This is a genomic window from Psychrobacter halotolerans, from assembly GCF_039680845.1.
Lineage (GTDB): Bacteria > Pseudomonadota > Gammaproteobacteria > Pseudomonadales > Moraxellaceae > Psychrobacter.
In genome coordinates this window covers 22,270-48,546 of sequence record NZ_JBDKWD010000007.1, presented here as the reverse complement: position 1 = coordinate 48,546, position 26,277 = coordinate 22,270, and the positions used below count along the sequence as shown (strand labels likewise).

At 43.4% G+C, this 26,277-nt stretch carries 23 protein-coding genes; 15 read left to right on the top strand and 8 right to left on the bottom strand.

Annotated features, from left to right (window positions below; translation table 11 throughout):
• Window positions 1–27 precede the first annotated feature (27 nt).
• Complete coding sequence (lysM, locus tag AAJP47_RS12235) at window positions 28–564, top strand: peptidoglycan-binding protein LysM (protein WP_346718199.1); 537 nt, start codon at window positions 28–30, stop codon at window positions 562–564.
• 130 nt (window positions 565–694) lie between these two features.
• Here lysM and queG read toward each other — a convergent pair whose 3' ends face one another.
• A complete protein-coding gene (gene queG / locus AAJP47_RS12230) occupies window positions 695–1,942 on the bottom strand; it encodes a tRNA epoxyqueuosine(34) reductase QueG (RefSeq protein WP_346718198.1) in 1,248 nt (415 codons plus the stop codon).
• A 192-nt stretch (window positions 1,943–2,134) separates the two neighbouring features.
• Between queG and AAJP47_RS12225 the strand changes: the two genes are divergently transcribed.
• Complete coding sequence (locus tag AAJP47_RS12225; protein ID WP_346718197.1) at window positions 2,135–3,961, top strand: NAD(P)H-hydrate dehydratase; 1,827 nt, start codon at window positions 2,135–2,137, stop codon at window positions 3,959–3,961.
• On the opposite strand, the gene AAJP47_RS12220 is transcribed toward AAJP47_RS12225, so the two are convergent.
• A complete protein-coding gene (locus AAJP47_RS12220) occupies window positions 3,958–4,452 on the bottom strand; it encodes a DUF4124 domain-containing protein (RefSeq protein WP_346718196.1) in 495 nt (164 codons plus the stop codon). The genes AAJP47_RS12225 and AAJP47_RS12220 overlap by 4 nt on opposite strands.
• An 874-nt stretch (window positions 4,453–5,326) precedes the next feature.
• Between AAJP47_RS12220 and AAJP47_RS12215 the strand changes: the two genes are divergently transcribed.
• The 8 genes from AAJP47_RS12215 (at window position 5,327) to AAJP47_RS12180 (ending at window position 13,517) form a co-directional block, all read left to right on the top strand.
• A complete protein-coding gene (locus AAJP47_RS12215) occupies window positions 5,327–7,126 on the top strand; it encodes an acetolactate synthase 3 large subunit (protein ID WP_346718305.1) in 1,800 nt (599 codons plus the stop codon).
• Window positions 7,126–7,620: an acetolactate synthase small subunit gene (gene ilvN, locus AAJP47_RS12210; RefSeq protein WP_346718195.1), complete on the top strand. Its 495-nt coding sequence runs from the start codon at window positions 7,126–7,128 to the stop codon at window positions 7,618–7,620. The genes AAJP47_RS12215 and ilvN overlap by 1 nt, the downstream gene beginning before the upstream one ends.
• Window positions 7,621–7,772: 152 nt before the next feature.
• Window positions 7,773–8,789 (top strand): ketol-acid reductoisomerase, encoded by a 1,017-nt coding sequence (gene ilvC, locus AAJP47_RS12205; RefSeq protein WP_346718194.1) that lies wholly within the window; start codon window positions 7,773–7,775, stop codon window positions 8,787–8,789.
• A 453-nt stretch (window positions 8,790–9,242) separates the two neighbouring features.
• Complete coding sequence (locus tag AAJP47_RS12200; protein WP_346718193.1) at window positions 9,243–9,668, top strand: hypothetical protein; 426 nt, start codon at window positions 9,243–9,245, stop codon at window positions 9,666–9,668.
• A 376-nt stretch (window positions 9,669–10,044) separates the two neighbouring features.
• Window positions 10,045–10,257: a cold-shock protein gene (locus tag AAJP47_RS12195; protein WP_057758834.1), complete on the top strand. Its 213-nt coding sequence runs from the start codon at window positions 10,045–10,047 to the stop codon at window positions 10,255–10,257.
• Between the two features lie 281 nt (window positions 10,258–10,538).
• Window positions 10,539–11,099 carry a DUF421 domain-containing protein gene (locus AAJP47_RS12190; protein ID WP_346718192.1) on the top strand — a complete coding sequence of 187 codons (561 nt, stop codon included), beginning with the start codon at window positions 10,539–10,541 and terminating at the stop codon, window positions 11,097–11,099.
• A gap of 606 nt (window positions 11,100–11,705) precedes the next feature.
• Entirely contained in the window at window positions 11,706–12,455 is a 750-nt protein-coding gene (locus AAJP47_RS12185) for an electron transfer flavoprotein subunit beta/FixA family protein (protein WP_346718191.1), read from the top strand.
• 129 nt (window positions 12,456–12,584) lie between these two features.
• On the top strand, window positions 12,585–13,517 hold the full coding sequence (locus tag AAJP47_RS12180; protein WP_346718190.1) for an electron transfer flavoprotein subunit alpha/FixB family protein: 933 nt from the start codon (window positions 12,585–12,587) through the stop codon (window positions 13,515–13,517).
• 101 nt (window positions 13,518–13,618) lie between these two features.
• Here AAJP47_RS12180 and AAJP47_RS12175 read toward each other — a convergent pair whose 3' ends face one another.
• Window positions 13,619–14,413: a TrmH family RNA methyltransferase gene (locus AAJP47_RS12175; protein WP_346718189.1), complete on the bottom strand. Its 795-nt coding sequence runs from the start codon at window positions 14,411–14,413 to the stop codon at window positions 13,619–13,621.
• Window positions 14,414–14,530: 117 nt separating this feature from the next.
• Window positions 14,531–15,514 carry a class 1 fructose-bisphosphatase gene (locus AAJP47_RS12170; RefSeq protein ID WP_346718188.1) on the bottom strand — a complete coding sequence of 328 codons (984 nt, stop codon included), beginning with the start codon at window positions 15,512–15,514 and terminating at the stop codon, window positions 14,531–14,533.
• 391 nt (window positions 15,515–15,905) lie between these two features.
• On the opposite strand from AAJP47_RS12170, the gene AAJP47_RS12165 reads away from it, so the two are divergent.
• The 3 genes from AAJP47_RS12165 to AAJP47_RS12155 are packed head-to-tail and all read left to right on the top strand — an operon-like array spanning window position 15,906 to window position 18,791.
• Complete coding sequence (locus tag AAJP47_RS12165; RefSeq protein ID WP_346718187.1) at window positions 15,906–16,979, top strand: aspartate carbamoyltransferase catalytic subunit; 1,074 nt, start codon at window positions 15,906–15,908, stop codon at window positions 16,977–16,979.
• A 59-nt stretch (window positions 16,980–17,038) separates the two neighbouring features.
• Window positions 17,039–18,250: a dihydroorotase gene (locus tag AAJP47_RS12160; RefSeq protein ID WP_497198729.1), complete on the top strand. Its 1,212-nt coding sequence runs from the start codon at window positions 17,039–17,041 to the stop codon at window positions 18,248–18,250.
• Window positions 18,243–18,791 carry a DUF2127 domain-containing protein gene (locus tag AAJP47_RS12155; RefSeq protein ID WP_346718186.1) on the top strand — a complete coding sequence of 183 codons (549 nt, stop codon included), beginning with the start codon at window positions 18,243–18,245 and terminating at the stop codon, window positions 18,789–18,791. The genes AAJP47_RS12160 and AAJP47_RS12155 overlap by 8 nt, the downstream gene beginning before the upstream one ends.
• Before the next feature lie 85 nt (window positions 18,792–18,876).
• On the opposite strand, the gene AAJP47_RS12150 is transcribed toward AAJP47_RS12155, so the two are convergent.
• From AAJP47_RS12150 to AAJP47_RS12140, 3 genes are all read right to left on the bottom strand, one after another.
• A complete protein-coding gene (locus AAJP47_RS12150) occupies window positions 18,877–20,151 on the bottom strand; it encodes a cation:proton antiporter (protein WP_346718185.1) in 1,275 nt (424 codons plus the stop codon).
• Between the two features lie 156 nt (window positions 20,152–20,307).
• Window positions 20,308–21,942 (bottom strand): DUF2254 domain-containing protein, encoded by a 1,635-nt coding sequence (locus AAJP47_RS12145; RefSeq protein WP_346718184.1) that lies wholly within the window; start codon window positions 21,940–21,942, stop codon window positions 20,308–20,310.
• 256 nt (window positions 21,943–22,198) lie between these two features.
• Window positions 22,199–23,749 carry a YihY/virulence factor BrkB family protein gene (locus AAJP47_RS12140; RefSeq protein WP_346718183.1) on the bottom strand — a complete coding sequence of 517 codons (1,551 nt, stop codon included), beginning with the start codon at window positions 23,747–23,749 and terminating at the stop codon, window positions 22,199–22,201.
• A gap of 219 nt (window positions 23,750–23,968) precedes the next feature.
• Here AAJP47_RS12140 and wrbA point away from each other — a divergent pair, with 219 nt between their 5' ends.
• Both wrbA and AAJP47_RS12130 read left to right on the top strand, forming a co-directional pair.
• Window positions 23,969–24,586, top strand: coding sequence for an NAD(P)H:quinone oxidoreductase (wrbA, locus tag AAJP47_RS12135; protein WP_346718182.1), 618 nt, complete (start codon window positions 23,969–23,971; stop codon window positions 24,584–24,586).
• A gap of 111 nt (window positions 24,587–24,697) precedes the next feature.
• The gene (locus AAJP47_RS12130; RefSeq protein WP_346718181.1) at window positions 24,698–25,180 is read left to right on the top strand and encodes a hypothetical protein; all 483 of its coding nucleotides are present in this window, start codon (window positions 24,698–24,700) and stop codon (window positions 25,178–25,180) included.
• A 112-nt stretch (window positions 25,181–25,292) separates the two neighbouring features.
• Here the strand turns inward: AAJP47_RS12130 and AAJP47_RS12125 are convergent, their stop codons facing one another.
• Window positions 25,293–26,057 (bottom strand): DUF3108 domain-containing protein, encoded by a 765-nt coding sequence (locus AAJP47_RS12125; protein WP_346718180.1) that lies wholly within the window; start codon window positions 26,055–26,057, stop codon window positions 25,293–25,295.
• Window positions 26,058–26,277: the final 220 nt, after the last annotated feature.

The window sequence follows — 26,277 nt, the reverse complement described above, 5'->3', positions numbered from 1 at the left end:
AATAGTAAATCTTATAGGAGCAGTAACATGGGTGTATTTAGTTTTGCAAAAGATATCGGTGAGAAGATTTTCAATCGCGATGATGACAAGCATGACGCAAAATCAGAAACCAAAGCAGCAGCCACAAAGCCAGCTAGCACAACCACGACTAACACACCAGTAGCCAGTAACGAACCTTCAGCACAGTCGGTTGCCAACCTTTTACTCCGCCGTATTCAGCAACAGAATCTTAGTATCAGCGACTTACAAGTTAAGTATAACGGCACAACTGATACGGCAGAAATCAGTGGTAAAGCGAGAACGCAAGCGGATCGTGAAAAAGCTATTATTGCCATTGGTAATGTACAGAACGTCGCCAAAGTCATCGATAATATTGATATCGAAGAAGATGCACCTGAATCTACGATGTACACGGTAAAATCTGGTGACAGTCTGTCTAAAATCGCTCAAGACGTTTATGGTTCTGCGAATGACTATACCAAGATCTTTGAGGCTAACAAACCCATGTTGTCTGATCCAGATAAAATCTATCCTGGCCAAGTACTACGTATTCCTAAGCCATAAATTTATAAGTTCTAATCAAATTTAAAGTAAATTATATTTCCAAAAAGCGCCTCTTAAACAAGAGGTGTTTTTTATTTTCATGATAGTTTTAAATAAGCGTGTTTAAACGAAGGGCTTTGGATTAATCGACTCAATCATTTTGTTGATGAGCAACATTGAGCTTGTCATTTTGCTCAGCGATAGCCCAAGTAATGTGCTCGTCAAGCATGTCATTGTGTTTGCCCAGTTTGGATTGCAACTGGGCAACAGTCTGGGTGCTACCGTTCGCATTGCCCAGTCCAATCGCGATATTACGTAAGAAGTTTATATAGCCTGTGCGTCTGAGCGGGCTGCCTTCTGTTTTTTTCATAAAGTCCGCTTCTTGCCATTGCCAAAGCTCAAGCAAACTGCTGTTATCGAGATCATGGCGTGCGGCAAAGTCCTCTACTGGGGTAACGTTGGCATAACGATTCCACGGGCAAATCAGCTGACAGTCATCACAACCAAAAACGCGGTTACCAATCGCGCGGCGGTACTTTATATCAATAATACCGTCGTGTTCAATCGTTAGATAAGAAATACAAGCGGCGGCATTGAGCTTATAAGGCGCAACAATCGCTTGAGTCGGACAGATATCAATACAAGCACTGCAACTACCACAATGGGCCTTAACTGGTTTATCATCCGGCAATTCGAGACTGATAAACAACTCACCCAATACAAAAAATGAGCCACCTTGCTTATTAAGCAACAAGGTATGTTTTCCTGTCCAGCCAAGGCCAGCGGCATCTGCAATAGGACGCTCAAAAATAGGCGCAGAGTCACTAAAAGGTCTGAAAATAAAATCCTGTTCTGAGCCAATATCAAGATGTTGCCATTCAGGGAGCATGGTTTCAATTTTTAACGCCAACTGTTTCAAACGGCTACGCATGGTTTTGTGATAATCGCGGCCTCTTGCATAACGCGCAATGATCCCTTGATTGGGACGGTCATTATCACTAACCGTACGAGGTGTTGGCGTCTGTGTTAGATAATCCATACGCACACTGATGATGGTTTTGGCGCCTTCCACCAGCTGATCGGGATGAGCACGCAAATGATGATTGTGGTGCATAAATTGCAATTGACCCTCATAACCTTCCTCCAGCCATTGTTGCAATTGCACAATTTGCTTAGCAAACAAAGGGTGGTGAACGGACAAAAAACCGCAATCAGCAAACCCTAAAACTTGTGCCTGCGTCTTAATCCATTGTTTGACATCTTCTGTGGTTGTAAAGACAGAGGCGTTATGAACAACGATGTTGCTTTTAGCAATGCGATTGGTTGTAGCAGGCTGTGGTTTGGTGGATATTTGCTGCTGTGAAGGATCTAATAAGTGTGAGTCAGGGATGTTATTCATGTGGGGCAAACAGTATTGAGGTGAATAGCGTTATGATAAGCCAGTGAGCGACGAGCGCAAGCATAAAAGCAAATAAACTTGCATTCATATTGATACACAAGTTAAAGCAGTCTTTGCTAAGCTAATAATATAGCTAAGCCAATAGCGCTTCTTATGGTAATAAAAAAATTGATAAAAAAGCGAGGATCAATGATGCAACTGCGTTCTAATTTACTAGGCAAAAAAAACATAACGCCGATAGCGCTCTATAGTAGCGAACAACTCTATGCGATGGAGCAAGCATGGTTTGCACAAGGTCATGACAGCTTTGGGTTAATGCAACAAGCGGCTTGGCAAATGGCGCAACACATTGAGCAGCTGTACGAGCAAAAGTATGTGACCGCCAATGCCGCGAATAACACTGAAATGCACTTTTATCAAAACCCTGAACGCCGTGCCAGCGTTTGGATTGGAAAAGGCAATAATGGTGGGGACGGTTGGCTAATTGCCTACTATCTACAACAAGCGGGCTGGCAAGTGCAGGTCATTACGGTTGGTTTTGAAAGCCATGACTTTGCGATAAATGCTAAAAATCAGGGTTCTGACAATATAGACGAAATCACAGATGCCGTACGTGCGCGACAAATAGCTCTGTCAGCTGATTGCGATTATCACCGTTTTGAAGACACCCTCAATGATGAGACTAATTCAAAGAAAAGCGCTTGGCAGGCTGATATTTATATTGATGCACTGTTTGGTATTGGCTTAGATCGTCAACCTGAAGATCCTTATCAGCAAGCCATTCACGCTTTTAATCAGTCGGCTCAACATAATAACGCCTTGGCGATAGCAATCGATATTCCTAGTGGTTTGGTTGCTTCCACTGGCGAAGTGTTTGAGCGCGTAGCAATACAGGCGGATGTAACCTTGTGCCTTATCGCGCGCAAATTTGGTTTACATACCAAAGATGGGGCTGACTACAGCGGGGAGGTGATCGATATACCACTGATTCCTTACCAAAAAACGCGTTCTCAAACTGCATCTCATAGTGACAACAATCAGACGCAAGAGACGGATCAAGCGCTTTTACCAATTGCTGAGTTGTTAACTACTGCTCATGGTTTAAATGCACGCCGTCAAAACAGTTATAAAGGCAGCTATGGTCATGTGCTCATTATTGGTGGTAACCGTATTGATGACTCACAAGGAATGGGCGGAGCCGCGATATTGTCTGCATCCAGTACGATGGCGGCAGGCGCAGGAAAAATTACCGTTGCTTGTCATAGCGCTTTTCACGGATCTTTATTAACCGCATTGCCAGATGCTATGACCATTGATCTGCACGATGCAGAAGGGGTGAAAGGCTTGATTAAAGCCGCTAGCATCATCGCTATTGGTATGGGGCTCGGACGAGATAAAAAAGCGGAGACTTTATTTATAAGCTATATACAGGCAGCTATAACGCAAGAAAAGCCAATAGTCATCGATGCCGACGGTTTGTATCATTTGGCCTCACTACAGAGGGACAATCATACGCTTATCAAGCAATTGCGAGAATATAGTAAGGAGCATCAAGTATGCTTAACACCGCACAGTGGTGAAGCCGCTAGATTGCTTGAGAAAAAGGTAAGCGAGATAGAGAGCGATAGGTTGGCAGCGATAAAACAGTGCACGGCGACTTATGGCGGAGACTGGGTGCTTAAAGGAGCTGGGTCATTAATATTGGAAAATAGATTAGAACCTGCGCAAGTTTATGTTTGCGGTGTCGGTAACGCTGGCATGGCAACCGCGGGTATGGGTGATGTGTTGTCAGGTGTTATCGCCGGATTATTAGCACAACAAGATCTTGATTCTGAGATGCGCAGCTTGCACCAAGCAGCGGTTATTCACGGTTTAGCAGGAGATATATTGGTCAATCGTTACCATAAAGATCATAGCAGTGGCGAGACGTTATTGGTTGGACAACGAGGGCTACAGGCTCAAGATATGTCAGCAGCCATTCGTCATGTGATGCAGTTGGGACTACTGTCTAACGGTTAGGTAGTAGGGTTGCAATATTGATTGATCGCCTGCTGGACACGCTCACGTTTAAGCTCGATTTCGCGGCCATCTAGATACTGACGTTGACCATTAGCGTCCATTTCATAGATGCGTCCGCCGACATTGAGGTTGGTCAAATTATTGCGTAGTGACTGGCAACGCTGGGCATTGGCTTGAGCGTCTTGTTCTTTAATACGCGCCTCTAACTGTGCCACTCGCTGTTCTTCTGCGCTTTGGGCATTGGCGTCTTGGTTGGGATCTGTTTTACCTGCCATCTGCCCTGAATTGTTTTGTCGTCCATCGCTACGAAATTCAATCAGCTCAACATTTTTACCATTTTGCGGCGCAAACTGACTGTATTTGACTTCGCCATGGGCACCGATGGACTTATACACCTGTACTGCCTGACTGGCATTCATCGACAACATTAACATACACGCAGTACTGATAAGCAGTTTGGCAGTATTATTGATTTTAGACGCATATGCCATTATTGCAATCCCCTTAATTGATAAAACAGCTTCGTAGATAAACGTAAATATAACATCTGAGCGTTCTGATGATACTAAAAATGTATGACCCGCTGATTTTAACAAATTATCCTTATGAATGTATATTATTTAATAACTAATAGTTGGGTATGGGCTTTAGAATTTTTTCTTGACAAGCGCTTGTAAACCATCGAATATAAGAACAGTTGATTGGTCAGTGAACGGCTTTTATTACATTGCCGTGGCACTTGAAAATAAGGACTATGAGTGACTTATCGGTGACTTATTTAGTGTTATTTTCTTTGTGACAATGATATAGAAGGGATAGTCTTTGCTATCGAATATTTATATCCATTGTCTCCGGACTTATCTGTCTACAATGACTAAGATAAACTTATTATTTAACATTCGCTTCATATGATGTTAGCGGCTGTATTAAATTGATACTATATTTGAGTATGAGCTTTTTTAACAGATCAGTCGTAAAATCTAATGGTTTTACAGCGCGATATCGGTTATGAAAAGTGTTGACCATGAGCGTGGTCTACTTTAAATAGGTTAGGGCATTCGCGTCCATCAATTTATGCAAGTTTTGACTAATATCTGATGCATAGCAAGCATTAATAATAAGCCTCTTTTATAGATGCGCCCGCATCTTGTCACCGTATATCGATAAACGTCCGTCACAAAACTGATCCTATAAATATTGCTGGAATACAGCGAGCACGAATTCTTGTGATAAACGAGGATTGGCATTCATTTTTATAAAATGAGCAATAGTGTGCAAACCTAGTTGTTTTCTTCAATAAAATAACGCAATTTTTTGCCACAAAAAAAGGTGACGACAGTGACGCAAACCACGCAAAGTCCAAACATGACTGGACATACCCAAACGGCTGATGCTGCCAAAAACTTTGAAAAAAAGCAACATCTTCTAGCTGAGCATAACGGACAGCCTGTAAAGTTGTCTGGCGCTGAGATCTTGGTGCAATCGCTGACGGATGAGGGTGTCGAATATATTTTTGGTTACCCAGGCGGTGCTGTGCTGCATATCTATGATGCCTTGTTCAAACAAGAAAACATTGAACATATTTTGGTACGTCATGAGCAAGCAGCTGGTCATATGGCAGATGCTTATTCAAGAGTGACCGGAAACACAGGTGTCGTACTAGCAACCTCAGGCCCTGGCGCGACCAACACGGTAACAGCGATTGCGACTGCCTATATGGACTCAGTACCAATGGTTGTCATAGCAGGGCAGGTACCAAGTAGCTTGATTGGCGAAGATGCTTTTCAAGAAACGGATATGGTGGGTGTCTCACGTCCTATCGTCAAGCATAGCTTCCAAGTACGCCATGCTAGCGAAATTCCAAGCATCGTCAAAAAAGCCTTCTATATTGCTCAATCAGGTCGTCCAGGCCCAGTTGTGATCGATGTGCCAAAAGACATGACAGCGCCTAACGAAAAATTTGAGTATGAATATCCAAAAGATGTTTTCATCCGCTCGTATCAACCTTCTTTAAAAGGCCATAGCGGTCAAATCAAAAAAGCGGTTGAAACCTTGTTAGCGGCGCAGCGTCCGGTTATTTATGCAGGTGGCGGTGTGATCTGGAGTAAGGCTCACGAGGAGCTGACTGAGCTTGCCCATCGTCTCAATCTACCAGTGACCAACACGCTAATGGGTCTTGGTACCTTTCCTGGTTCTGACAGTCAGTTCTTAGGTATGCTGGGTATGCACGGGACTTATGAAGCCAACATGACCATGCATCATGCTGACGTTATCTTGGCGGTGGGTGCTCGTTTCGATGACCGCGTGACCAACAACGTCAAAAAATTCTGTCCGAATGCGACGATTATTCATATCGATATCGATCCGGCCTCGATTTCTAAAACAATTTTGGCTCATATTCCTATTGTTGGCGATGTAAAATCCGTATTGACTGATATGCTCGATATTATTGGCGACGATAAGGCGCTTGAGCAACATGCCTTACTAGACTGGTGGTCACAGATTAATGAGTGGCGTAAGCGTCATGGTCTACGCTATGACACCAGCACGGATGATGGCATCAAGCCGCAAAGCGTTGTCCAAGCATTGTGCAAAATCACTGACGGTAAAGCTATTATTACCAGTGACGTGGGTCAACATCAGATGTTTGCTGCGCTTTACTACACGTATGATGAACCGCGCCAATGGTTGAATTCAGGTGGACTTGGAACGATGGGTGTTGGCTTGCCATACGCAATGGCCGCGAAACTTGTCAATCCTGAGCGTGATGTGGTGTGTATTACGGGTGAAGGTTCTATTCAGATGAACATCCAAGAGCTTTCTACTTGCCTGCAATATAATTTGCCTGTCAAGATTTTAAATCTAAACAATGCGCAATTGGGTATGGTTAAGCAGTGGCAAGACATGCTGTATGAAGGTCGTCACGCGCAGTCTTATATGAATTCCTTACCAGATTTTGTGAAATTGGCGGAAAGCTACGGCCATGTTGGTATCAAGATTACCGATCCTGCGACTATGGAAGCGCAGCTAGCTGAAGCCATGGCCATAAAAGACAGATTGGTATTTATCGACGTTTATGTCGATCGTAATGAGCATGTGTATCCAATGCAAATAGCTGGACAAGCCATGCGTGATATGTGGTTAACAAAAGGGGAGCGCACCTAATGCAACAACATCTTATTTCGGTATTGATGGAAAATGAAGCGGGTTCGTTGTCGCGGTTGGTGGGCTTATTCTCACAACGTGGTTATAATATTGAGACGCTTAACGTCGCACCTACTGATGATCCAAGTATTTCGCGCCTGACGCTTACCACTATTACGTCACCTGAAAGAATTGAGCAAATTACCAAGCAATTGCATAAGCTGATTGAAGTGGTGAAAGTGCAAAATCTGACAGATAACGTGCATGTGGAACGAGAGTTGATGCTTATTAAAGTACGCGCAACCGGTAGTGTGCGTGAAGAGATCAAACGTAGCGCAGATATTTTTCGCGCCCAAATTGTTGACGTCAATGCCAATCTATATACGATTCAAATCGTCGGTGATAAGGCCAAGCTCGATGGCTTTATCGATGTGCTTGGCCGTGACCGTATCATGGAAGTGGTACGCTCAGGGGTGATTGGTATTGCACGCGGCGAAAAAACACTGAGCCTATAATGTGCATTGATTGTATTTTCAATACTCTATTTTAAACTTATTCATTCAGAATTTAACACAGCGCTTATATCGCCAGCCATTTTTTAAAATGACGATAGACTAAGCGCTCATTTATCCATGGCACGCCATGATTGAGGAAAAGGACTCTATTTATGAACGTATTTTATGACAAAGATTGTGACTTATCGATTATCCAAGGCAAAAAAGTGGCAATTATTGGCTACGGTTCACAAGGCCATGCCCACGCCCTTAACCTACAAGATTCAGATGTTGACGTGACAGTTGGTCTACGCGCAGGCTCAAGCTCATGGAAAAAGGCTGAAAACGCTGGCTTGAAAGTTGCTGAAGTAGAAGAAGCAGTAAAAGCGGCTGACGTGGTTATGATTTTGACGCCTGATGAGTTCCAAAAACAGCTGTATAGTGATGTGATTGAGCCAAATATTAAAGAAGGCGCGACATTGGCTTTCGCTCATGGTTTTGCGATCCATTACAATCAAGTGGTTCCCCGTGGCGATCTTGATGTCATCATGGTTGCACCTAAAGCACCAGGCCATACGGTTCGTTCTGAATTCACTAAAGGCGGCGGCATCCCTGATCTTATCGCTATCTATCAAGATGCGTCAGGTCAAGCCAAACAAGTGGCCCTATCTTACGCGGCGGGCGTAGGCGGTGGTCGTTCAGGTATTATTGAAACCACGTTCAAAGACGAGACTGAAACTGACTTATTCGGTGAGCAAGCCGTACTTTGCGGCGGCGCGGTAGAGCTTGTAAAAATGGGTTTTGAGACACTAACAGAAGCAGGCTACGCACCAGAGATGGCATACTTTGAGTGCTTGCATGAGCTGAAGTTGATCGTTGATTTGATGTATGAAGGCGGTATCGCTGACATGAACTATTCAATCAGTAACAACGCTGAATACGGCGAGTATGTGACTGGTCCTGAAGTGATCAATGAGCAATCACGTGAAGCCATGCGCAATGCCCTAAAACGCATCCAGTCTGGTGAATATGCAAAAATGTTCATCTCTGAAGGGGCAACCAACTACCCATCAATGACTGCTCGTCGCCGTAACAACGCTGAGCATCAAATTGAGACGACTGGTGCCAAGCTACGCGGTATGATGCCTTGGATCGGTGGCAACAAGATCATCGATAAAGACAAAAACTAAGCCAATGTTTTACGATGTAAGATTTGATTAGTCATAAAAACCCACGCTATTCATCAATAGTGTGGGTTTTTTTATAGAGGCTGTCTGACCATTGCTTAATAAGGGTTGTTGATACCAGCTGTCTAATAACGGCGGCCCAATGGTGTTTGTCTGATGGGGTTTATCTGAAGTTGACGGATTGTAAAATGGTTTATTGAGACGGGTTGAAAACCAGTCATCGCTGCCTAATATAGACAAGCGTCATTGTATTTGTTGATGGCTCATTCGATTAGGCGATAATCGTTGCTTTTAAACTATTGGCTTTTGAACCAATTGCTTTTAAATCATTAGCCTTTGAGCCTTTGAGCCTTTGAGCCTTTGAGCCTTTGAGCCTTTGAGCCATTAACCTTTAAACAATTAGTTAGCAAAGACGTTTCTTCATTCTTATTTTCCATAGATTACAGGTTGTATGTTGTGCAAATATCTTATCCTAACTGGCTAACGCCGCAATTCGTATATGTGACTCTTAGCGCCGTGATAGCAGTGTTAATTTGGATAGAAGGAGAGATGCTCAAAAAAACAGATGGCAAACTGCCAAAATCGAAGTTTTTTCAAATCAGCTCACTTTTGGATACAGCCTGGTTTTTTGTTTCTGTCGCCATGCTATATATCATAGATCTGACGCCATTGGCCATCGCTGTACCAGCTGCTTATGGTATTTATACGACGTTTGGCTGGGTCTACGGAACTCGATTATTGAAACGTAAAGGCATTCCTGACTCTCCTAAAGACCTGACCATACCTGCTAAATATATTGCCTATAGTCAGTCATTTTCATTGATATTTTTTGCGCTTTGTCTATTAGTATTGAGCGCTCCATGGCTGCCCGTTCTGAATTAAAATGTTTTTAGATTATTACTGAATAGCAGGGACTACCTTTTATTTGCTATAAGATTAAATGTTTTTCTATATTGGAAATATATTATATATTAAGAAATATAACTTTATATCAATATCTTACAGATATACTTAATGACTGCTTTGGTCATTTTGAGTTAACTATAATTATTTACAAAAATCATCAATTTAAACGGTTGCGCTTATTAAAAGCTGTTATAATCAGGATGTACTCGAAAGATTTTAGGTAAAAACCTTACGTTATTTTAAGGCAGTTTGAAGATTTTAATCATCGAACCGAGCAGAAGACGATTTGAGTATATATCAATTAATCGGTGACGACACAAGTCGCACCAACAGTTAAGAGTTAGGAAAATTTATGTCAGATAAAGTTGAAGGCACTGTAAAGTGGTTTAATGAAGCTAAAGGTTTTGGTTTTATCGCTCAAGACAATGGCGGACAAGATGTATTCGCTCATTACAGCGCTATCCAAGGTAATGGTTTCAAAACGCTAGCCGAAGGCCAAAAAGTGTCGTTCATCTTAGGTGATGGCAAAAAAGGCCCACAAGCTGAGCAAATCGAAGCTATCTAATTTGACTACTTATTAAACGAGCTGATTTTCAGTAAGTTTGATGACAGTTAGATTATCAATAGACATTGATTACTCTGTTTGTTAAAAAAATAAAAATACTGTTTCGACTTTAAAAAAGAGCAACCTCTTATCAGGTTGCTTTTTTTATAGGCTTTTTTTATATGAGTTTTTGTGTGAAATTGCAAGAGAAAGGTTATTGACCATAAACGCTGTGGGACAATAGATGCTGTAAGATAACAAAAATATTGATGCAATAAATAGGCAATAAAAAGGGGTATATTATGGACTGGGGGACTTGGTTATCATTGGATTGGCAGCAAGTGCTGGGTATCACTTTATCGGCATTAGGGTTTTACATAGGACTTATGCTGTATACACGGTTGATGGGATTACGCAGTTTTTCTAAGCTTTCAAGTCATGATTTTGCCATGACGGTTGCCATCGGTAGCATACTTGCCTCAACGATATTATCTGATAAGCCATCCTTGCTACAAGGTTTATTCGCGGTTGCTGTATTGTTTATTATTCAAGGTATTATTTCGGTTATTAGACGTAAAATAAAACCGTTAAAAGCTTTGATTGATAATCAAGCCATCATATTAATGGCGCATGGCGAATACTTTGAAGACAATCTAAAAGAAGCCAATCTAAGCACCAGTGATGTTCAGGAAGTATTGCGTAAGAACGGTATCAAGTCCAAAAGTGAAATATTTGCTGTGATTATGGAAACGACAGGTGATATGAGTGTGATTAAAAATAATGATACCACGCCTGATTGGACTTTGTTCAAAGACATACGCGATAGTGAGTTGCTGATTAAGTCTGACGACAGTACTTTTTGACAAAATTTTATAATGCCAGTTTTGTATTTGCATATTTTAAAGTGATAACTTTTGAAATGATAAAACAATAACAAAACTTTAAATAAATCCAATCTTGGCAATGCTATAAAGGTATAGTCGATACTCAATAAAATCGATACACAACATTATAATGCGTGACTAGTACTAATTTTTCTTGCCAACTGCGGCGTTACTGACAGAGGCGGCGAAAATTCATCCCAGTCACGCTGACTCTTTTTTATAGTGAGCTTACTATACATACAATTTAGAATTTAAGTTGGAACAAGTTGCAAAATCGTTTGCTTATAAACTATTTTTTATGGAATAGTGACAAATTTATGACGCATTATTCACGGCGTTGTCTTGACCTTACGTCCATGCTCACGCAAGATACATAGGTCTGATAATAACGGTTGGCTTAGCTTTGGCAGGATTATTAATAGCGAGAAGAGGACCAGTATGCGTTACCGCGTCAGTTTGTCTTACTCCATTCTCTGCTGAGTCATAACAACCTTGAGTACAATTTTGAACGACAGTTTGAACAAAAAGGACCTTGTGGTTCTTAACTGATAATTTTAATTCATAACATTAATAAACGAGGAACGTATGAAAGCATTAGTAGCGGTCAAGCGTGTCATTGATTATAACGTAAAAGTTCGTGTAAAAGCTGATAACTCTGGCGTTGATCTATCGAACACTAAAATGTCAATCAACCCATTTGATGAGATTGCAGTTGAAGAAGCCGTTCGCTTAAAGGAAGCGGGTGTTATTGATGAAGTCATCGTAGCTTCAATTGGACCAAAAGAGTCGCAAGAGCAGATTCGTGCTGCCCTAGCATTGGGCGCCGATCGCGGTGTACTAGTGGTTACTGATGAAAAACCGTATCCATTACAAGTGGCTAAAATCCTTAAAAACATCGCTGAAAGCGAAAGCACAGATATCATCTTATTGGGTAAGCAAGCCATTGATGATGACAACAATCAAACGGGTCAGATGTTGGCTGCATTGATGGGCATCGGTCAGGGTACCTTTGCGTCGGAAGTCAAAGTTGAAGGCGATAAAGTAAACGTAACGCGCGAAATCGACGGCGGTTTGCAGACCGTTGCGCTTGATCTACCAGCCGTTATCACAACTGACTTGCGTTTGAATGAGCCACGTTATGCAAAATTGCCTAACATCATGAAAGCAAAGAAAAAGCCACTTGATGAAAAAACGCCAGCTGATTTTGGTGTGGATATGACCTCTAAACAAGAGATCACAAAAGTTGTGCCACCTGCTGAGCGCAAAGCTGGTATTACAGTGGGTTCAGTTGACGAATTGGTTGATAAGCTAAGAAATGAAGCAAAAGTAATCTAATACTTCAAGGTAGCCTATGTTGTGCAAGGTTAAAAGGTCTAATTGGTCTTTATAAAAGGCTAAGATATTAATAACGTTGCCCACAAATAACCGAATGAATAGATGACACAAAAATAAAGGATTAAAACCATGGCAATTTTGGTATATGCAGAACATGACAATGCCAGTCTAAAAAAGGCAACTTTAAATACGATCGCCGCTGCTAAGCAAATCGGTGATGATATCCATGTATTGGTTGCTGGCAGTGGCAGTCAAGCAGTCGCTGACGAAGCGGCAAAAGCGGAAGGCGTCACGAAAGTATTGTTAGCAGACAATGCCGCTTATGAGCATCAATTGGCAGGTAATATTGCCCTATTGGTTGCTGATATCGCTGGTGATTATAGCCATATTATTGCTCCTGCTACTACCACTGGTAAGAACTTCCTGCCACGTGTGGCCGCATTACTTGACGTGAGCATGTTGTCAGAAGTTTCTGCTGTTGTAGATGCGCAAACGTTTGAGCGTCCTATCTATGCAGGCAACGCAACGGCAACTGTTAAAACGTCTGAAGACAAAGTGGTATTGACCATTCGTACTACTGCTTTTGATCCAGTGGCAAGCGAAGGCGGTTCAGCCACTGTTGAAACGATTGACAATGTGCAAGAGACGGGTAAAGCAAGCTTTGTTAATGAAGAGATGGCCAAATCTGACCGTCCAGAATTGACTTCAGCAGGCATTGTGGTTTCTGGTGGTCGTGCATTGGCAAATGGCGAAAACTTTACAAAATACATCGAGCCTTTGGCAGATAAACTGGGTGCAGCTGTTGGTGCCTCACGTGCAGCTGTTGATGCAGGCTATGTACCAAACGATATGCAGGTCGGTCAAACGGGTAAAATCGTCGCGCCGCAGCTTTATATCGCTGCTGGTATTTCAGGCGCCATTCAGCATTTGGCAGGTATGAAAGACTCTAAAGTGATCGTTGCGATTAACAATGACCCAGAGTCTCCAATTGCAAGCGTTGCAGATTACTTTTTAGAAGCTGATTTGTTTGAAGCATTGCCTGAGTTGACTAGCAAAATCTAATTGGTCAATTGTTGCTTATTGATACGCACTTAATAAAAACCCACTATTTATTGATAGTGGGTTTTTTTATGCGATAGGCGTTAGGTCGAAGTTAAACTAAACTAAGCGTACTGTCTTTGTCTTAAGGTTTCGTATAAACAAAGCGATCCTGCGATCGCAACATTTAGGCTCTCTTGTCCATTTGGCTGCGGCAGTGCGATGGGCGTGGCACATTGCATTAACTCTTCACAAACGCCTTGACCTTCATGACCCATAACCCACGCAATAGGCGCGCTTAAATCATGCTGATAGATGACGGTGTCGGTGTGAGAGCTGGTAGCCAGTAACGGCGTTTTTACATTGTCTAAAATATCTTGAACACTCAGTCCCTCATAAATCGTTAATGCAAACTGTGCGCCCATGCCAGCTCGTAAGGTCTTTGGTGACCACGCTTGCGCGGTGGCACTGGTACAAAGAATATGGGAGATACCAACTGCGGCGGCTGTGCGTAATAGTGTTCCTACGTTACCACTGTCTTGAACATCATTTAAAATTAAGCAATCGTCTTTGATCATTGATAAGCTGGGTGCAGGTACTTTAATAATGGCCATGATATCGATGCCTGTCCCTAAGCTTCGAATGCTTTCATAAAGCGTATCTGACAACGTTAAAATAGGCGTATAAGTTGGTAGACGCGTCAATACTTGTTGTACCTCAGGATGGGTATGTTCGGACTCAGACAACAGTATTTGGACAAACGGGTAGTCACTACGAAGCGCCGCGTCAATAAGATGAACGCCTTCTATGACGGTTTGACCGTGCTTTTTGCGCTGGCGGGCTTGCGTCAACAGGGCTTTTACCAGCTTGATCGTTGTATTCTTATCTGAGGTAATCAGCTCAGTGGGATTTGAGACCATAGTGGATCGCTTAGAAGTGAGAAGAGGGTAAGGAGAGTAGGGTAAGGATAATTTATATGACCAGTATAATGTCATATGGACCTTATACTGGCTGTTATCCTTTGGCGTTATAATCAATTATTTTTCAGTATAATTCACATGCAAGTCTTTAACATAATTGACTTCGTTCTTACTGCCAAGCACCACAGGCACGCGTTGATGAATATCGTTGGGTTCGATGTCTAGAATGCGATTGACAGCATCAGTGGCACCGCCGCCAGCGCGTTCAATCAGTAAGCTCATTGGATTGGCTTCATACATTAAACGCAGCTTACCCGCTTTATTGGCGTATTTGGTATCAAATGGATAAGTGAACAGACCACCGCGGCATAAGATACGATGCACATCACCTACCATCGCTGCCACCCAGCGCGTGTTAAAGTCACGACCACGTACACCTGTCTCACCTGCGATCAACTCATCGATATACTGCTGCATGGGAGCGCGCCAATAGCGATAGTTTGAAGCATTGATCGCGTATTCGCTAGTATCCGCTGCGATTTGTACCTTGTCCTCGATAAGCACATAGTCACCTGTGTCTGGATCTAAACTAAACATGACGACGTTATCAGTTATCGTCAATGCCAGTACAGTAGAGGTGCCATATAACAAGTAACCAGCTGCCAGCTGTTTATTGCCTGCCTGCAAATAATCACTATTTTCACTTATTTGACCTTGACGCTCGTACGGTAGGACAGAGAAGATAGTGCCAACCGCCATATTGATGTCAATATTTGAAGAGCCATCAAGTGGATCAAACAAGACCAGCAGACTGCCATCAGCATTGGCAGGCGTCCCATCATCCAATTCTTCTGAAGCAACACCAGCACAATGTGCATTTTTTGCCAACGCGTCTAACAATAAATCATTGGCCAATACGTCCAGTTTTTTCTGATCTTCACCTTGGACATTTTGATTGCCGGCTTCCCCTAGGATATCTGCGAGAGCGCCTTTTCTGAGTAATTGCGAGATGGTCTTGCCAACATCAGTCACTGTGGTAATCATATCATTAAGGGCAGGGTTGGTGGCGTGGTCGTTTAGATAGTTTGCTAAGGTCGTCATAAGGCTTCCTAGTGAATGGCGGTGAGAGTAAAATATAGACAAAGTCAAAATAATCAGTAGTAAAGAAAAAGCACGATGGTCTTAAATAGTTATATGGTGCAAATGGCAAATGGTAAATGGCAAATAGCCAATCAGACAACTTTGTACTGACCAAAAAATCAGCTACACTATATCTGTGATTATTCATTAATGGTGTGGATACGTTGATTTTTTATAAGAGGCCTCAAAGGACGGATTCAATCGTCTATGGCGCTGGTTTTATTAGGACAAATTGTAGCAAATAAGCGCCAAAATGTCCCCGTATCTGTGCATATCAACGATAAATGCTCGAACAAAGATGAATAAATGATTACTATAGAGCCATACAAACCCATAATAAAGACTCGCCCTTATGTCAAAATCCCTCGATAGCACCTCAATACATACGGCTTTGTCGACTGATGATGCCACCTTCGATACCAATACCATTCATCAAAAGCTCAATACCTCATTAAGTCGCCCGCAGTTAAATACGGATGGCAGCATTCGCCATTTCTTAGGTGTCGAGGGTTTGAGTAAAACCCAGCTACAAGCGATCATTGCAAAAGCAGAGACATTTTTTGATGATAAAGGACAGCTGATTAACCGTCCTGAGCTTGAAGGCTATACGGTCATGAATTTGTTCTTTGAGCCATCAACGCGCACACGTACTACCTTTGAGGTGGCCGAAAAGCGTCTGGGCGCCAATGTGCTCAATATCGATATCGAACGCTCTAGTACCAAAAAAGGCGAGAGCCTACGCGATACGCTGTGGAACTTGCAAGCGATGACCGCCGATATCTTTGTGGTACGGCATTCATCATCGGGAGCGGCGCATTTTATGGCAACAGAAGTCACGCCTGATATCGCTATTATTAATGGCGGGGATGGCTGGCATGCGCATCCAACCCAAGGCATGCTCGATATGCTGACCATCCATCGAGAGGCGCCGCGTCCGTTTGAAGAGCTGTCGGTGGCTATCGTCGGCGATATCAAGCATTCACGCGTTGCCCGCTCTGATATCAGTGCATTGCAGACGTTGGGAGTCAAAGATATCCGAGTCTGCGCGCCGTTGACGTTATTGCCTAAAGGGATTGAGCGTTACGGAGTCACGGTGTATGAAAACATGAATGAATGCGTGACGGACTGTGATGTCATCATGGGTTTACGCATTCAAAATGAGCGTATCGGCTCGCCACTGCTCGCCTCGTCGAGTGAATATTACAAGCATTATGGTATTACGCCTGAGCGTGTGGCTCTCGCCAAGCCCGATGCGTTGGTCATGCATCCAGGACCGATGAATCGCGGCGTTGAGATTGCCTCAAGTGTGGCTGATGGCGCACAATCTGTGATCTTAAAGCAGGTGAATAATGGTATTGCCATTCGTATGGCAGTATTGTCGCTTGCGATGGAAGGCCAACGCGCGCATCAGGCGGCTGGTCATTGATCGCTTAATCAGCATTTTATTCTTATATATTTCATTTTATTGATACGGTAATAACGCTCATGTCTACTATGCTTAACACTGATGCACCGATACGAGATCATCTTCCTAAAATTATTAAAAATAACCTGCCAAGCGCGGCAATAGACAAACTGGCAGCACTTGAAGCTGAACATGAAATGTGGCTATTACCGCCACTGGTTGATTTGTGCGCGCGCCTGCGTGAGCCTGGCCAGCAGCAACACGGCACATTGGAGTCAGAAGGGCGAGCGGCGCGTGGCAATGGTTTTTTACATGTGGTGATTCCGCCGGACACCAATCCTATCTTAGAAAATGGTTCGTTACTCAAAGGTTTGCGTGAGCGTGCGCTTGATGATGGCGGCATTCACTTACATATTTTGGGAGCACTGACGGCGGGCTTAGAAGGTGAGCGTCCCTCCAATATCGCGGGATTAAAAAAAGGCGGCTGTATTGCGGTCTCTAACGCGCGCAGACCTTTTCGTAATGACCTAGTATTGCTGCGGACATTGGAGTACGCGGCAACCTTTGGCATGAAAGTATTTTTCTATCCAGACGAGCCAAGTTTGTCGGGTGATGGAGTGGCACATGAAGGTTATATTGCGTCTTATCATGGTTTACAAGGCATTCCATGGATTGCTGAAACCGTTGCTTTATCGACCCAGCTATTGATGGTTGAGGAGACGGGGATTGCCGCGCATTTTAGCCAATTGTCTTGTAAGTCCTCCATCGAGCTTATGCGCTGGGCAAAAGACAAAGGCTTACCTGTGACGTGCGATGTGGCCATGCATCAACTTTATCTGACGGACGACAATTTAGAAGGGTTTAATGCACAAGCTTATGTATTGCCACCACTGCGTAGTAATACTGATCAGCAAGCGATTCGCCGCGGACTAAAAGATGGTACCATTGACGCAATCTGTAGTCATCATGAACCGCTAAACAGCACCGCCAAAAAAGCACCGTTTGCAGAAAGCACACCCGGTATATCAAACTTTGATACCTTTATGGCGCTGGCGTGTCAGTTAGTACACGATGATGTACTTACCTTAGAACAATTGGTCGATAAAATCTGCTTAAACCCCGCTAAGATTGCAGGCATCAGCGAGCAATACGAAGGTATTGGGGGCGCTGTATTGGTCGATCCTAATATGCAATGGCAAGTGACGGCGCAATCAATGCTCTCTAATGGTAAGAACACGCCATTTTTTGATCAGAAACTAACAGGCCGTGTCGTGGAGACGTTCTTTGGTTAATTTACCAAGGCAGGATGACGGTTTGCTGTCATCTTCGGACGATCAAGGCGCCAATCTACGTAGACAGAATGAGCACGCGCGTAGTACGGCTAGTGAATCCATCAAGGCGGTGGCAATCTATGAGGTGGTCAAAGGGGTTGGAGCGCTAGTCGGGGCAGGGGCATTATGGTCGTGGCATACCAATCTTGATCATTGGCTGACCATGGTGCAAATCTTTTGGCAACAAAGATTTGGTGAGCTGTTGGCACCGCAAGTAGACAGTGCGGTACAACTTGCGCAGCAGGCTAGCAAAAACTGGCCCATGTTTTTATTACTGATTGTGGCTTATGCCGCTTTACGTTTTCTTGAAGCTTACGGCTTATGGCAAGACAAAACGTGGGCTTATTGGTTTGGGGTACTCGGTTATGTGGTGTTCATTCCTCTTGAGGTTTATTATCTGATCGCCAGTCCCTTTGATTGGTTCAAGCTGGGTATTTTGGTCTTGAATATTTTAATTGTGGTGGTGGTTTATCGCAATATGAAGCAAAAAGGATTGTTGTAAGATATTACTCAGACCTTTTAAGACCATAAAAAAGCCAGTCTAGAGATGATTTTCTAGGCTGGCTTTTTTATAAGCGCTTTTTAAGCTACGTTGTTGCTGAGCTTTTATCGGTGCGAATGCTTTTTGCTACCTTACCAACGCTTAATCCTTGTACCAAGATAGAGAAGATGACCACCGCGTAAGTAAGTGCCAATAAAATATCGCGCTCTGGCCCTATAGGCAGCTGCAACACTAGGGCGACGGAAATACCGCCACGCAATCCGCCCCACGTTAGCACCTTCCATGCGCCTGTTGGTAAATCAAGCTGACGATGAAAGGTTTTGGTGGTCAGACCGACAACGATGAAGCGCGCTAGTAGAGCAATAACAATGGTCAAACCGCTCGCGATAAATAGGTTGCCAGAATAGGCAATCATTACCACTTCTAAGCCAATCAGTACAAACAAAATAGCGTTTAAAATCTCATCAACCAATTCCCAAAACAAGTCAATATAGTGGCGCGTCTGATCACTCATCGCCAGCTCTCGCCCGCGATTGCCAACCATCAGTCCCACCATGACCATCGCAAGTGGTCCTGACAAATGCCAATGACTGGCCAAGGCATAGCCACCGATGACGCCCGCTAGCGTTAGGAGCACTTCTTCTTGATAGCTGTCGATGCTTTTTAATAAGTAATACAAAATGGCCCCGAGCACCAAGCCGAAAATGATACCACCGCCGGCTTCAACGGCAAGCGTATGAGCCACGTAATTGACCGTTGGAATATCACCACTGGATAAAATTCCAAGTAGTAAGACAAAGATGACCACGCCGATACCATCGTTAAATAAGGATTCGCCTGCGATAACAGTTTCGACACTTTTGGGCGCGCCTGCCGAGGAGAGAATGCCCATCACCGCGATAGGATCGGTAGGAGATATTAACGCGCCAAAGAGCAGGCACCAAATAAAGGACAAGCCAAAACCGAACAATGGCAACATCAAATAAATGGCCGTGGCAATGAGCAGGGCTGATACGATGGTGCCAAGTCCGGCAAGAATACCGATAGGTAATTTATAACGTTTTAAATCTGCAATATTGACATGCAACGCCCCAGCAAATAACAGCATAGAAAGCATGCCATCCAACAGGACCTCAGTAAAGTCAAGCTGCTCTAACAAACTGACTTCGTAATCAATAAGCTGATCAAACCCTAAAAAGCCTAAAAATATCGCACCGATAGACAATAAGATAGAAATAACCATCACCCCAATCGTGGTCGGTAGACCGATAAAGCGATGATTGATATAGGTCAATAAAGCGGTAATCGATAAAAATATAGCGCTGATTTCAAGTATGCTTAAGCTGGTTGCAGATGCCATAAAGACGGTCTCGTATAAATATAAAATAACTTCGGATTTTAAAACGTTGGATTTTAAAACATTAGGTCTTAAAAAATTGGGTCTTAAAAAATTGGGTCTTAAAAAAGGAGGCAGGAGAGGATGTATGATGCATAAGTCCCGCCTGTACCAACCATGTTAAGACCTCAATGAGGTTTGTAGCGCTTGCCGAATATGGGCAGAAAACTCACTGACATAGCTAAAGTGCTGATGCTGTGCTGCTTCACCAATAATGAACTGCTCTGCTTGTTTGCACATATCGACCAAGTCATTGATCAATTCTTGGTAACCCAAATTCTCTTCTCCAGCTCGCTTGATCAAATTTAACTCATGTAACAGGGTTTGTTGCTGTGCCGGATTGACACTAGAATAGTTGAGATTGACCATGGCCTGACACAAGGCTTTTAGTACCATCAGATCGGTCGATGCATACCGACGTATTTCACCAAGCGATAGGTTGATAAAATCTGATATGGCGGGAGTATGAGTGACCAAAGCCAATAGAGCAACTCGTTGTGCTTTGACGACAGGTTTAGACTCGGACTTCTCCGTATTTTGCGCCTGCTTTGGGATATAAAAGTAATAGGGGCTTGGTGGCTGATAACGCATCATAATACTCAAACAACTTGTCAATGACTGTATGCAATTGATCGCTGTTTTTGGGTCATTGATACCAGGCGACAACGCTCGAATGGCAATTTCAGTCATTTGACTTAAGCTATAAGAGATGTCGTTGGAGTGTGACAGTCGTTGTTCAAGCCGTATACAGCTGGCAAAGCGCTGCCAAAAATCGCCATCAGGCGCACGCGGTACGACGGCCAAATGCGGCGTTACGGTTTTTCGTTGGTTGCTTGGATGGTCTGCTGGGCGTTGATAAAAATAACCGATCACGTTTTGGTCAGTGACATAATCGCCCACATTGATATGAATCTGCACCACACCGCCATACTCTTGTGTCAGGGTGATAAGTGACTCAAAATAAATCTGTTGGACATAGCCTGAGCTTGGTGGATAAATAGGCATAGCAGTCCACGTACGGAACGTCTCAACATCGTGATGCTCAATATCGCGCTGATGCTGAATATCACAATGAGCGCTATACCAATAGTGAATGTTTTTAATCGCCTCGTTACTGGCTCCTTGAATGACATGGGATGCTTGGATGGCGTGTACCATGTGCTGCACAAAGTAGACCAGTAAAAGGGCACAGATAATGGCCATGACAATAGCAAAAGTCACTGCTAATTGGGGTACGCCAAAATCCACGTCATACTTATGAATAGATTTTAGCACAAGCAAGCTGTAACTAAAGGTGCCGATAAAAGCGCCCAATACAAATTGGTTTGGCGTATCGGTCAAAAAATTGCGTAATAATCGTGGACCAAACTGCGAGGAGGCCATCGATAACACCGCGATGGTAATCGAAAAAGTGGTGCCTGCCACGCCTAAGACAGCGCCTGCAATTGAGGTCATGATAGCGCGGGCGGCGTCATCGTTACCAGTAAATGCAAAAGTAATCTCTCTCACCGCGTCCCGATCAAAGTACTGATCGACAGTCAATAATAAAGGTGCAAGCAATAGGCCTGCGAGCACACAAGCCGTTGGGATAAACCAATAAGAACCGATCAACTGTTGCCACAAGTTTCTCAGGCGATCAGGCAGGTCAGTCAGTGTTTGTAGCGACCAAAACTGAGTGATTTGCTTCAATTTATCTTGGCTTATATCAAATGAGCGCACCCATAAGCTTTTTTTCTCGCCTTTATTCACTGTCATAAATGTCAAGGTATCCAAAAGTCATCAAATAATAGTAGGGGTAATCGGTTATCACTTTTTTGTTCTATTTCAGACGTTGTATAGTCAGTCCTAAATAAAAAAGATACGCCTATGATCATGCGATACTGGAAACCATTTTCCTCGCTTGCTGTGTCGTTGCTGACAGAGGCGCCGCAAAATGGTTGCCAGTATTGCTGTATCTCTTTTATAGTGGATCGACTATATTTAAAGGTTGTGATTAGATTGCTTCTTTCGATCAAAGGGCTTTTGGATTGTCTGCCTCAGTAATAATCGCGTTCTTATAGCCGTGTCTGGCGTTACTTACTTCAGTATGCGGCTCACCAGAACCCTTAGGAATAATTGCTTCATTGTTGTGATCGTCATACTCGATATCGCTTTCTTTATCATAGGTGATAGGATCAAAATTTGGCGTTTTTTCAAGCGCTGAATTATCTTTTGCGAGCGTAGGAGTCTGCGTGGTTCTGGTCTTTCTAAACAAATTATTCTTATGGCCGCTAGTGGCATTTTCTTTATCATCAGACGCTTTTTTACGTGGTTCACTATTAGCAAAGATAGTATCCAATGGCAGATTAAGCTGCTGCTTAGCATAACTCTCAGTATGTTCAAAACGTTTTACCAGCAAGTTCAACCAAGGCTTTTGGTTTTCTAACGTCATTTCATCGAACTCATCCTTGATCGGCAATGGATAAGGCAGGGTGCGATAAAAATCCCACAGCGTCATTCTACTCAAGTCTCTTTTGAGCACATAATCATCATCTTCGGTCATAGTGATGAGATTGCTTTTTTGTAGATAGTTGATATAGGTATACCATTTGGGCAGCTCTTTACGTCCCAGTACATTGCGCAATGCCTGCTCGCTGACAGCTTCCCCCTTCAGATGGTGCATATATACCAAGTTGAGCATGTCAAGCAAACTGAGTAATGGGTGACGAGGGTATACCTCTTCAGTCTCAAAAATGGTCAAAGTATAGCTAACCTCCACACCCAATAAGATAAGATTCCAAGACAAATAAATCCACAACAGGAAGATAGGGAGTGCTGCAAACGCGCCATAAATCGCTTCGTAACTGGTGAAGTTTGCCATCACAGTACCGAAAAGATGCTTCATCAGCTCAAACACGACGGCCACAAACAGACCCGCAATAGCCGCATTTTTAAAGGGCACACGTGCTTTTGGAATAAACCAATACATGCCAATAAAGCCTGCAATCGTAATCCCAATGGAGACAGCTTGTACCCAAAATGACCAATCAATGCCGTAGCCGGCAATTTGCCGATTGAGAAAGCTTAAGCTTTGTACCGTACTTGAGGCGATAAAAGCCGTACCTAGTACCAGCGGCCCTAAAGTCACAATGGTCCAATAACGCAGCATACTTTTTAGACCGCCCGATCGGTTTTCTACTCGCCAAATCTGGTTAAAAGCGCGCTCAATGGTCGTCAATGTCATGATAGTCGTAAAAAGCAAAATCATGGCACCGATGATGGTTAAGTTGGACGATTTTTCTGCAAAGCTATTGATATACTCGCTGACCTGCATGCTTGATTGCGGCAGTAAGTTACTGTAAATCACCTCATAGATTTGCGCACGCACAGAGGCGAGGGCTGGTACTGAGGATAAGATCATCAAAAGTACGGTCAATATGGGCACAATCGATAGCATCGTGGTATAGGTCAATGATGCTGCTTTTTGTTGGCAATCATCTTCAAAAAAATGCCGCGTTAAAAATCGTAAGAATTGAAACCAACGTTGATGCAAGAACGGGATTTTTTCTGATAAGTTTTCCATGTTGACCATTTAGCATTAGCAAAGATTAGAGTGACAATAGTGTAACAAAAATACGCCATTATCTTCTGCCTTATAATTGTGTCAAAATGCACAGCCATCATGACTATGGCAACGTACTGTCTACCAGATAGTGTTAGGCAGTTTGCATGTCAGGGAATGACTGGGGCATAATGTAGAACGGCAATAATGACGTTAACGATTTTATGAGGAAGTGTTGTAATGAGTCAGACCGCCCCTTATGTTTTGGTGCTCTATTATTCCAATTATGGTACAACTAAGTCGGTGGCCTATGCGATTGCACAAGGTATCGAAGATGCTGGGATGACAGCACGTATCCGTACGGTGCCAACCGTTGCCCCTGAGACCACTGTCAGCAAGCCTGCGATACCGGACGAGGGCGATCTTTATTGCACCATGGATGATCTTAAAGACTGTAACGGTCTGGCACTTGGTAGTCCCACCCATTTTGGCAATATGGCAGCGCCCATGAAGTATTTTTGGGACAATACTGTCACGCTATGGCTGGCTGGCAATCTGCAAAATAAACCGGCTTCTGTATTTACTGCCACAGGATCAATGCACGGTGGTCAAGAAACGACCTTATTGACGATGATGTTGCCATTGATGCATCACGGCATGATCATCCTTGGGGTGCCTTATGCCGAGCCTGCGTTAAATCGCACCAATCGAGGCGGTACGCCTTATGGTGCCAGTCATGTTAGTGGTGCTGCTCACGATCAACCCATCTCTGCTGACGAGCGTGAATTAGCCGTCGCCCAAGGTCGTCGTTTGGCTATTAGTGCCACGGCGCTGGCACAAGCCAATTGGCGTCGTTAGACAATGTCTACAACACAGTGCTTGCAACACAGTGCTTGCAACACAGTGCCTACAGTAGTGCTTCAGCGATGATGAAGCCGCCTATTTTTGATTAGGAAATATATATATCCAATGTCTACAAACCGCTCCGATAGTAAGATAAGTGCGATTTCACCAAAGAAAGCTGGCAAACCTATCAAGGCCAAAAAGCCGATTACGCCCATTCGTCAGCGTTTGCTTGTGACATGGTTGATTTGGTTGGTCTATAGATTACTTGGATTGCCTATTTTTATTAGTATTTTTAACCCAAGTCGTCCTGATATTATCGGTGGTATCGCATGGCAGGCGTTATGGCTAGTACCAGCGTTTATTTTGACGCCGTGGATAGTCCGTGGGCGCTCTCCCTATGCATTGCTGATAGGTAGTATGTTTACGTTGGTCTATTTGGGTGCAAGTGGGGTGGTATTGTTTGCCCGTGCTTACGGTAGTAGCTGGGCAGAAATAGCCATTTATTTGATAGATTTTATATTGTTATTGGCTATTAACGTTTGGTTGTTTATTTTGCTCAAGCGCTTGCCATCCATGAACAATGTGGTAAAACAACCGCGTTCATAAGCGATTAATCATTTGACACTAAAAAGCGGCGCTCTTATTAAGAGCGCCGCTTTTTTATTACCTATCATCTCGAGATAAAAAATCTCAAAACTTCAAGAGGTAGATAGTTTTATTAATTAACTTTGGTTAACTCTAAGTCCATTTTTTTACCATCATTCACTTGGGTTACTTTTACTGGTAAGTAATCCAAACTTGGGGCCAACCAAAAGCTGGTAGAGCGACTGTTGTCATCATGAATGCGATCGACACGTACCGTATCAAATGTACCAGCTGGCACGGTAACTTTAGTATTGCCAGACTTCTTAAAAGGTGTTTTTTCTATTTTGTCTTTTTTGGCCATGTAGTAATTACCAGAGAATTTACCATTCAATAAATCTTGGCGAATTTGTACTTCAAGGCTCAAATCATCAAAAGCTTGTTGTGCCATGTTCATGGTCGTGGTTTTGCCTTTGTAGGTACTGGCGACTTTTTTGGCACTTGGATCAAAGTTTAGCTTGTGGGTACGGCCAAGACCGAGCAGTTTATAAGTGGTCTGGGCTTGGGTCGGAACCACATTATTACCATTAATCGTGAAGGTGCTGCTTTGAGCAGCGCTCGCCACGCCTGCAACTCGCGCATTCACATTGTACTTCCACGTATTACCGGATTGGCTCAGCGTACGCGTGGCTGTGCCTTTGTACTTGTCCTCTACCGTAAAACTATAATTGGCACTTGATGGTTGCACGGTTTTTGCGTTAGCAAGGATAGGGGCGGTCATACTCAAAGCTCCGATAGCAACGATACTGGTGCCTGTGGTCAAGGCAGTTAACAGTTTAGATTTGCTGCGCTGGGTGTCGTTAGGGGTTAAAGATCTTTTAGAGGTTGATAAAAAACTCATGAATGTTCCTTAAATAATTTTTGTGCGGCTTATTAAGTTTGGACTGTGGCTGTTTTGGTTATGATTGTTTTATTGATAGCTAGTTTAGATGATGACTGTGATGATAGCTGCAACCACTATAATGATTATAGGTGGTTACATTTTCAAGAGTAGCCGCCGCGCTTGATGTGTTGCTCTTGTAGCCAATGTTACTGGCAAAGCCGCCATCGCTGGCGATATG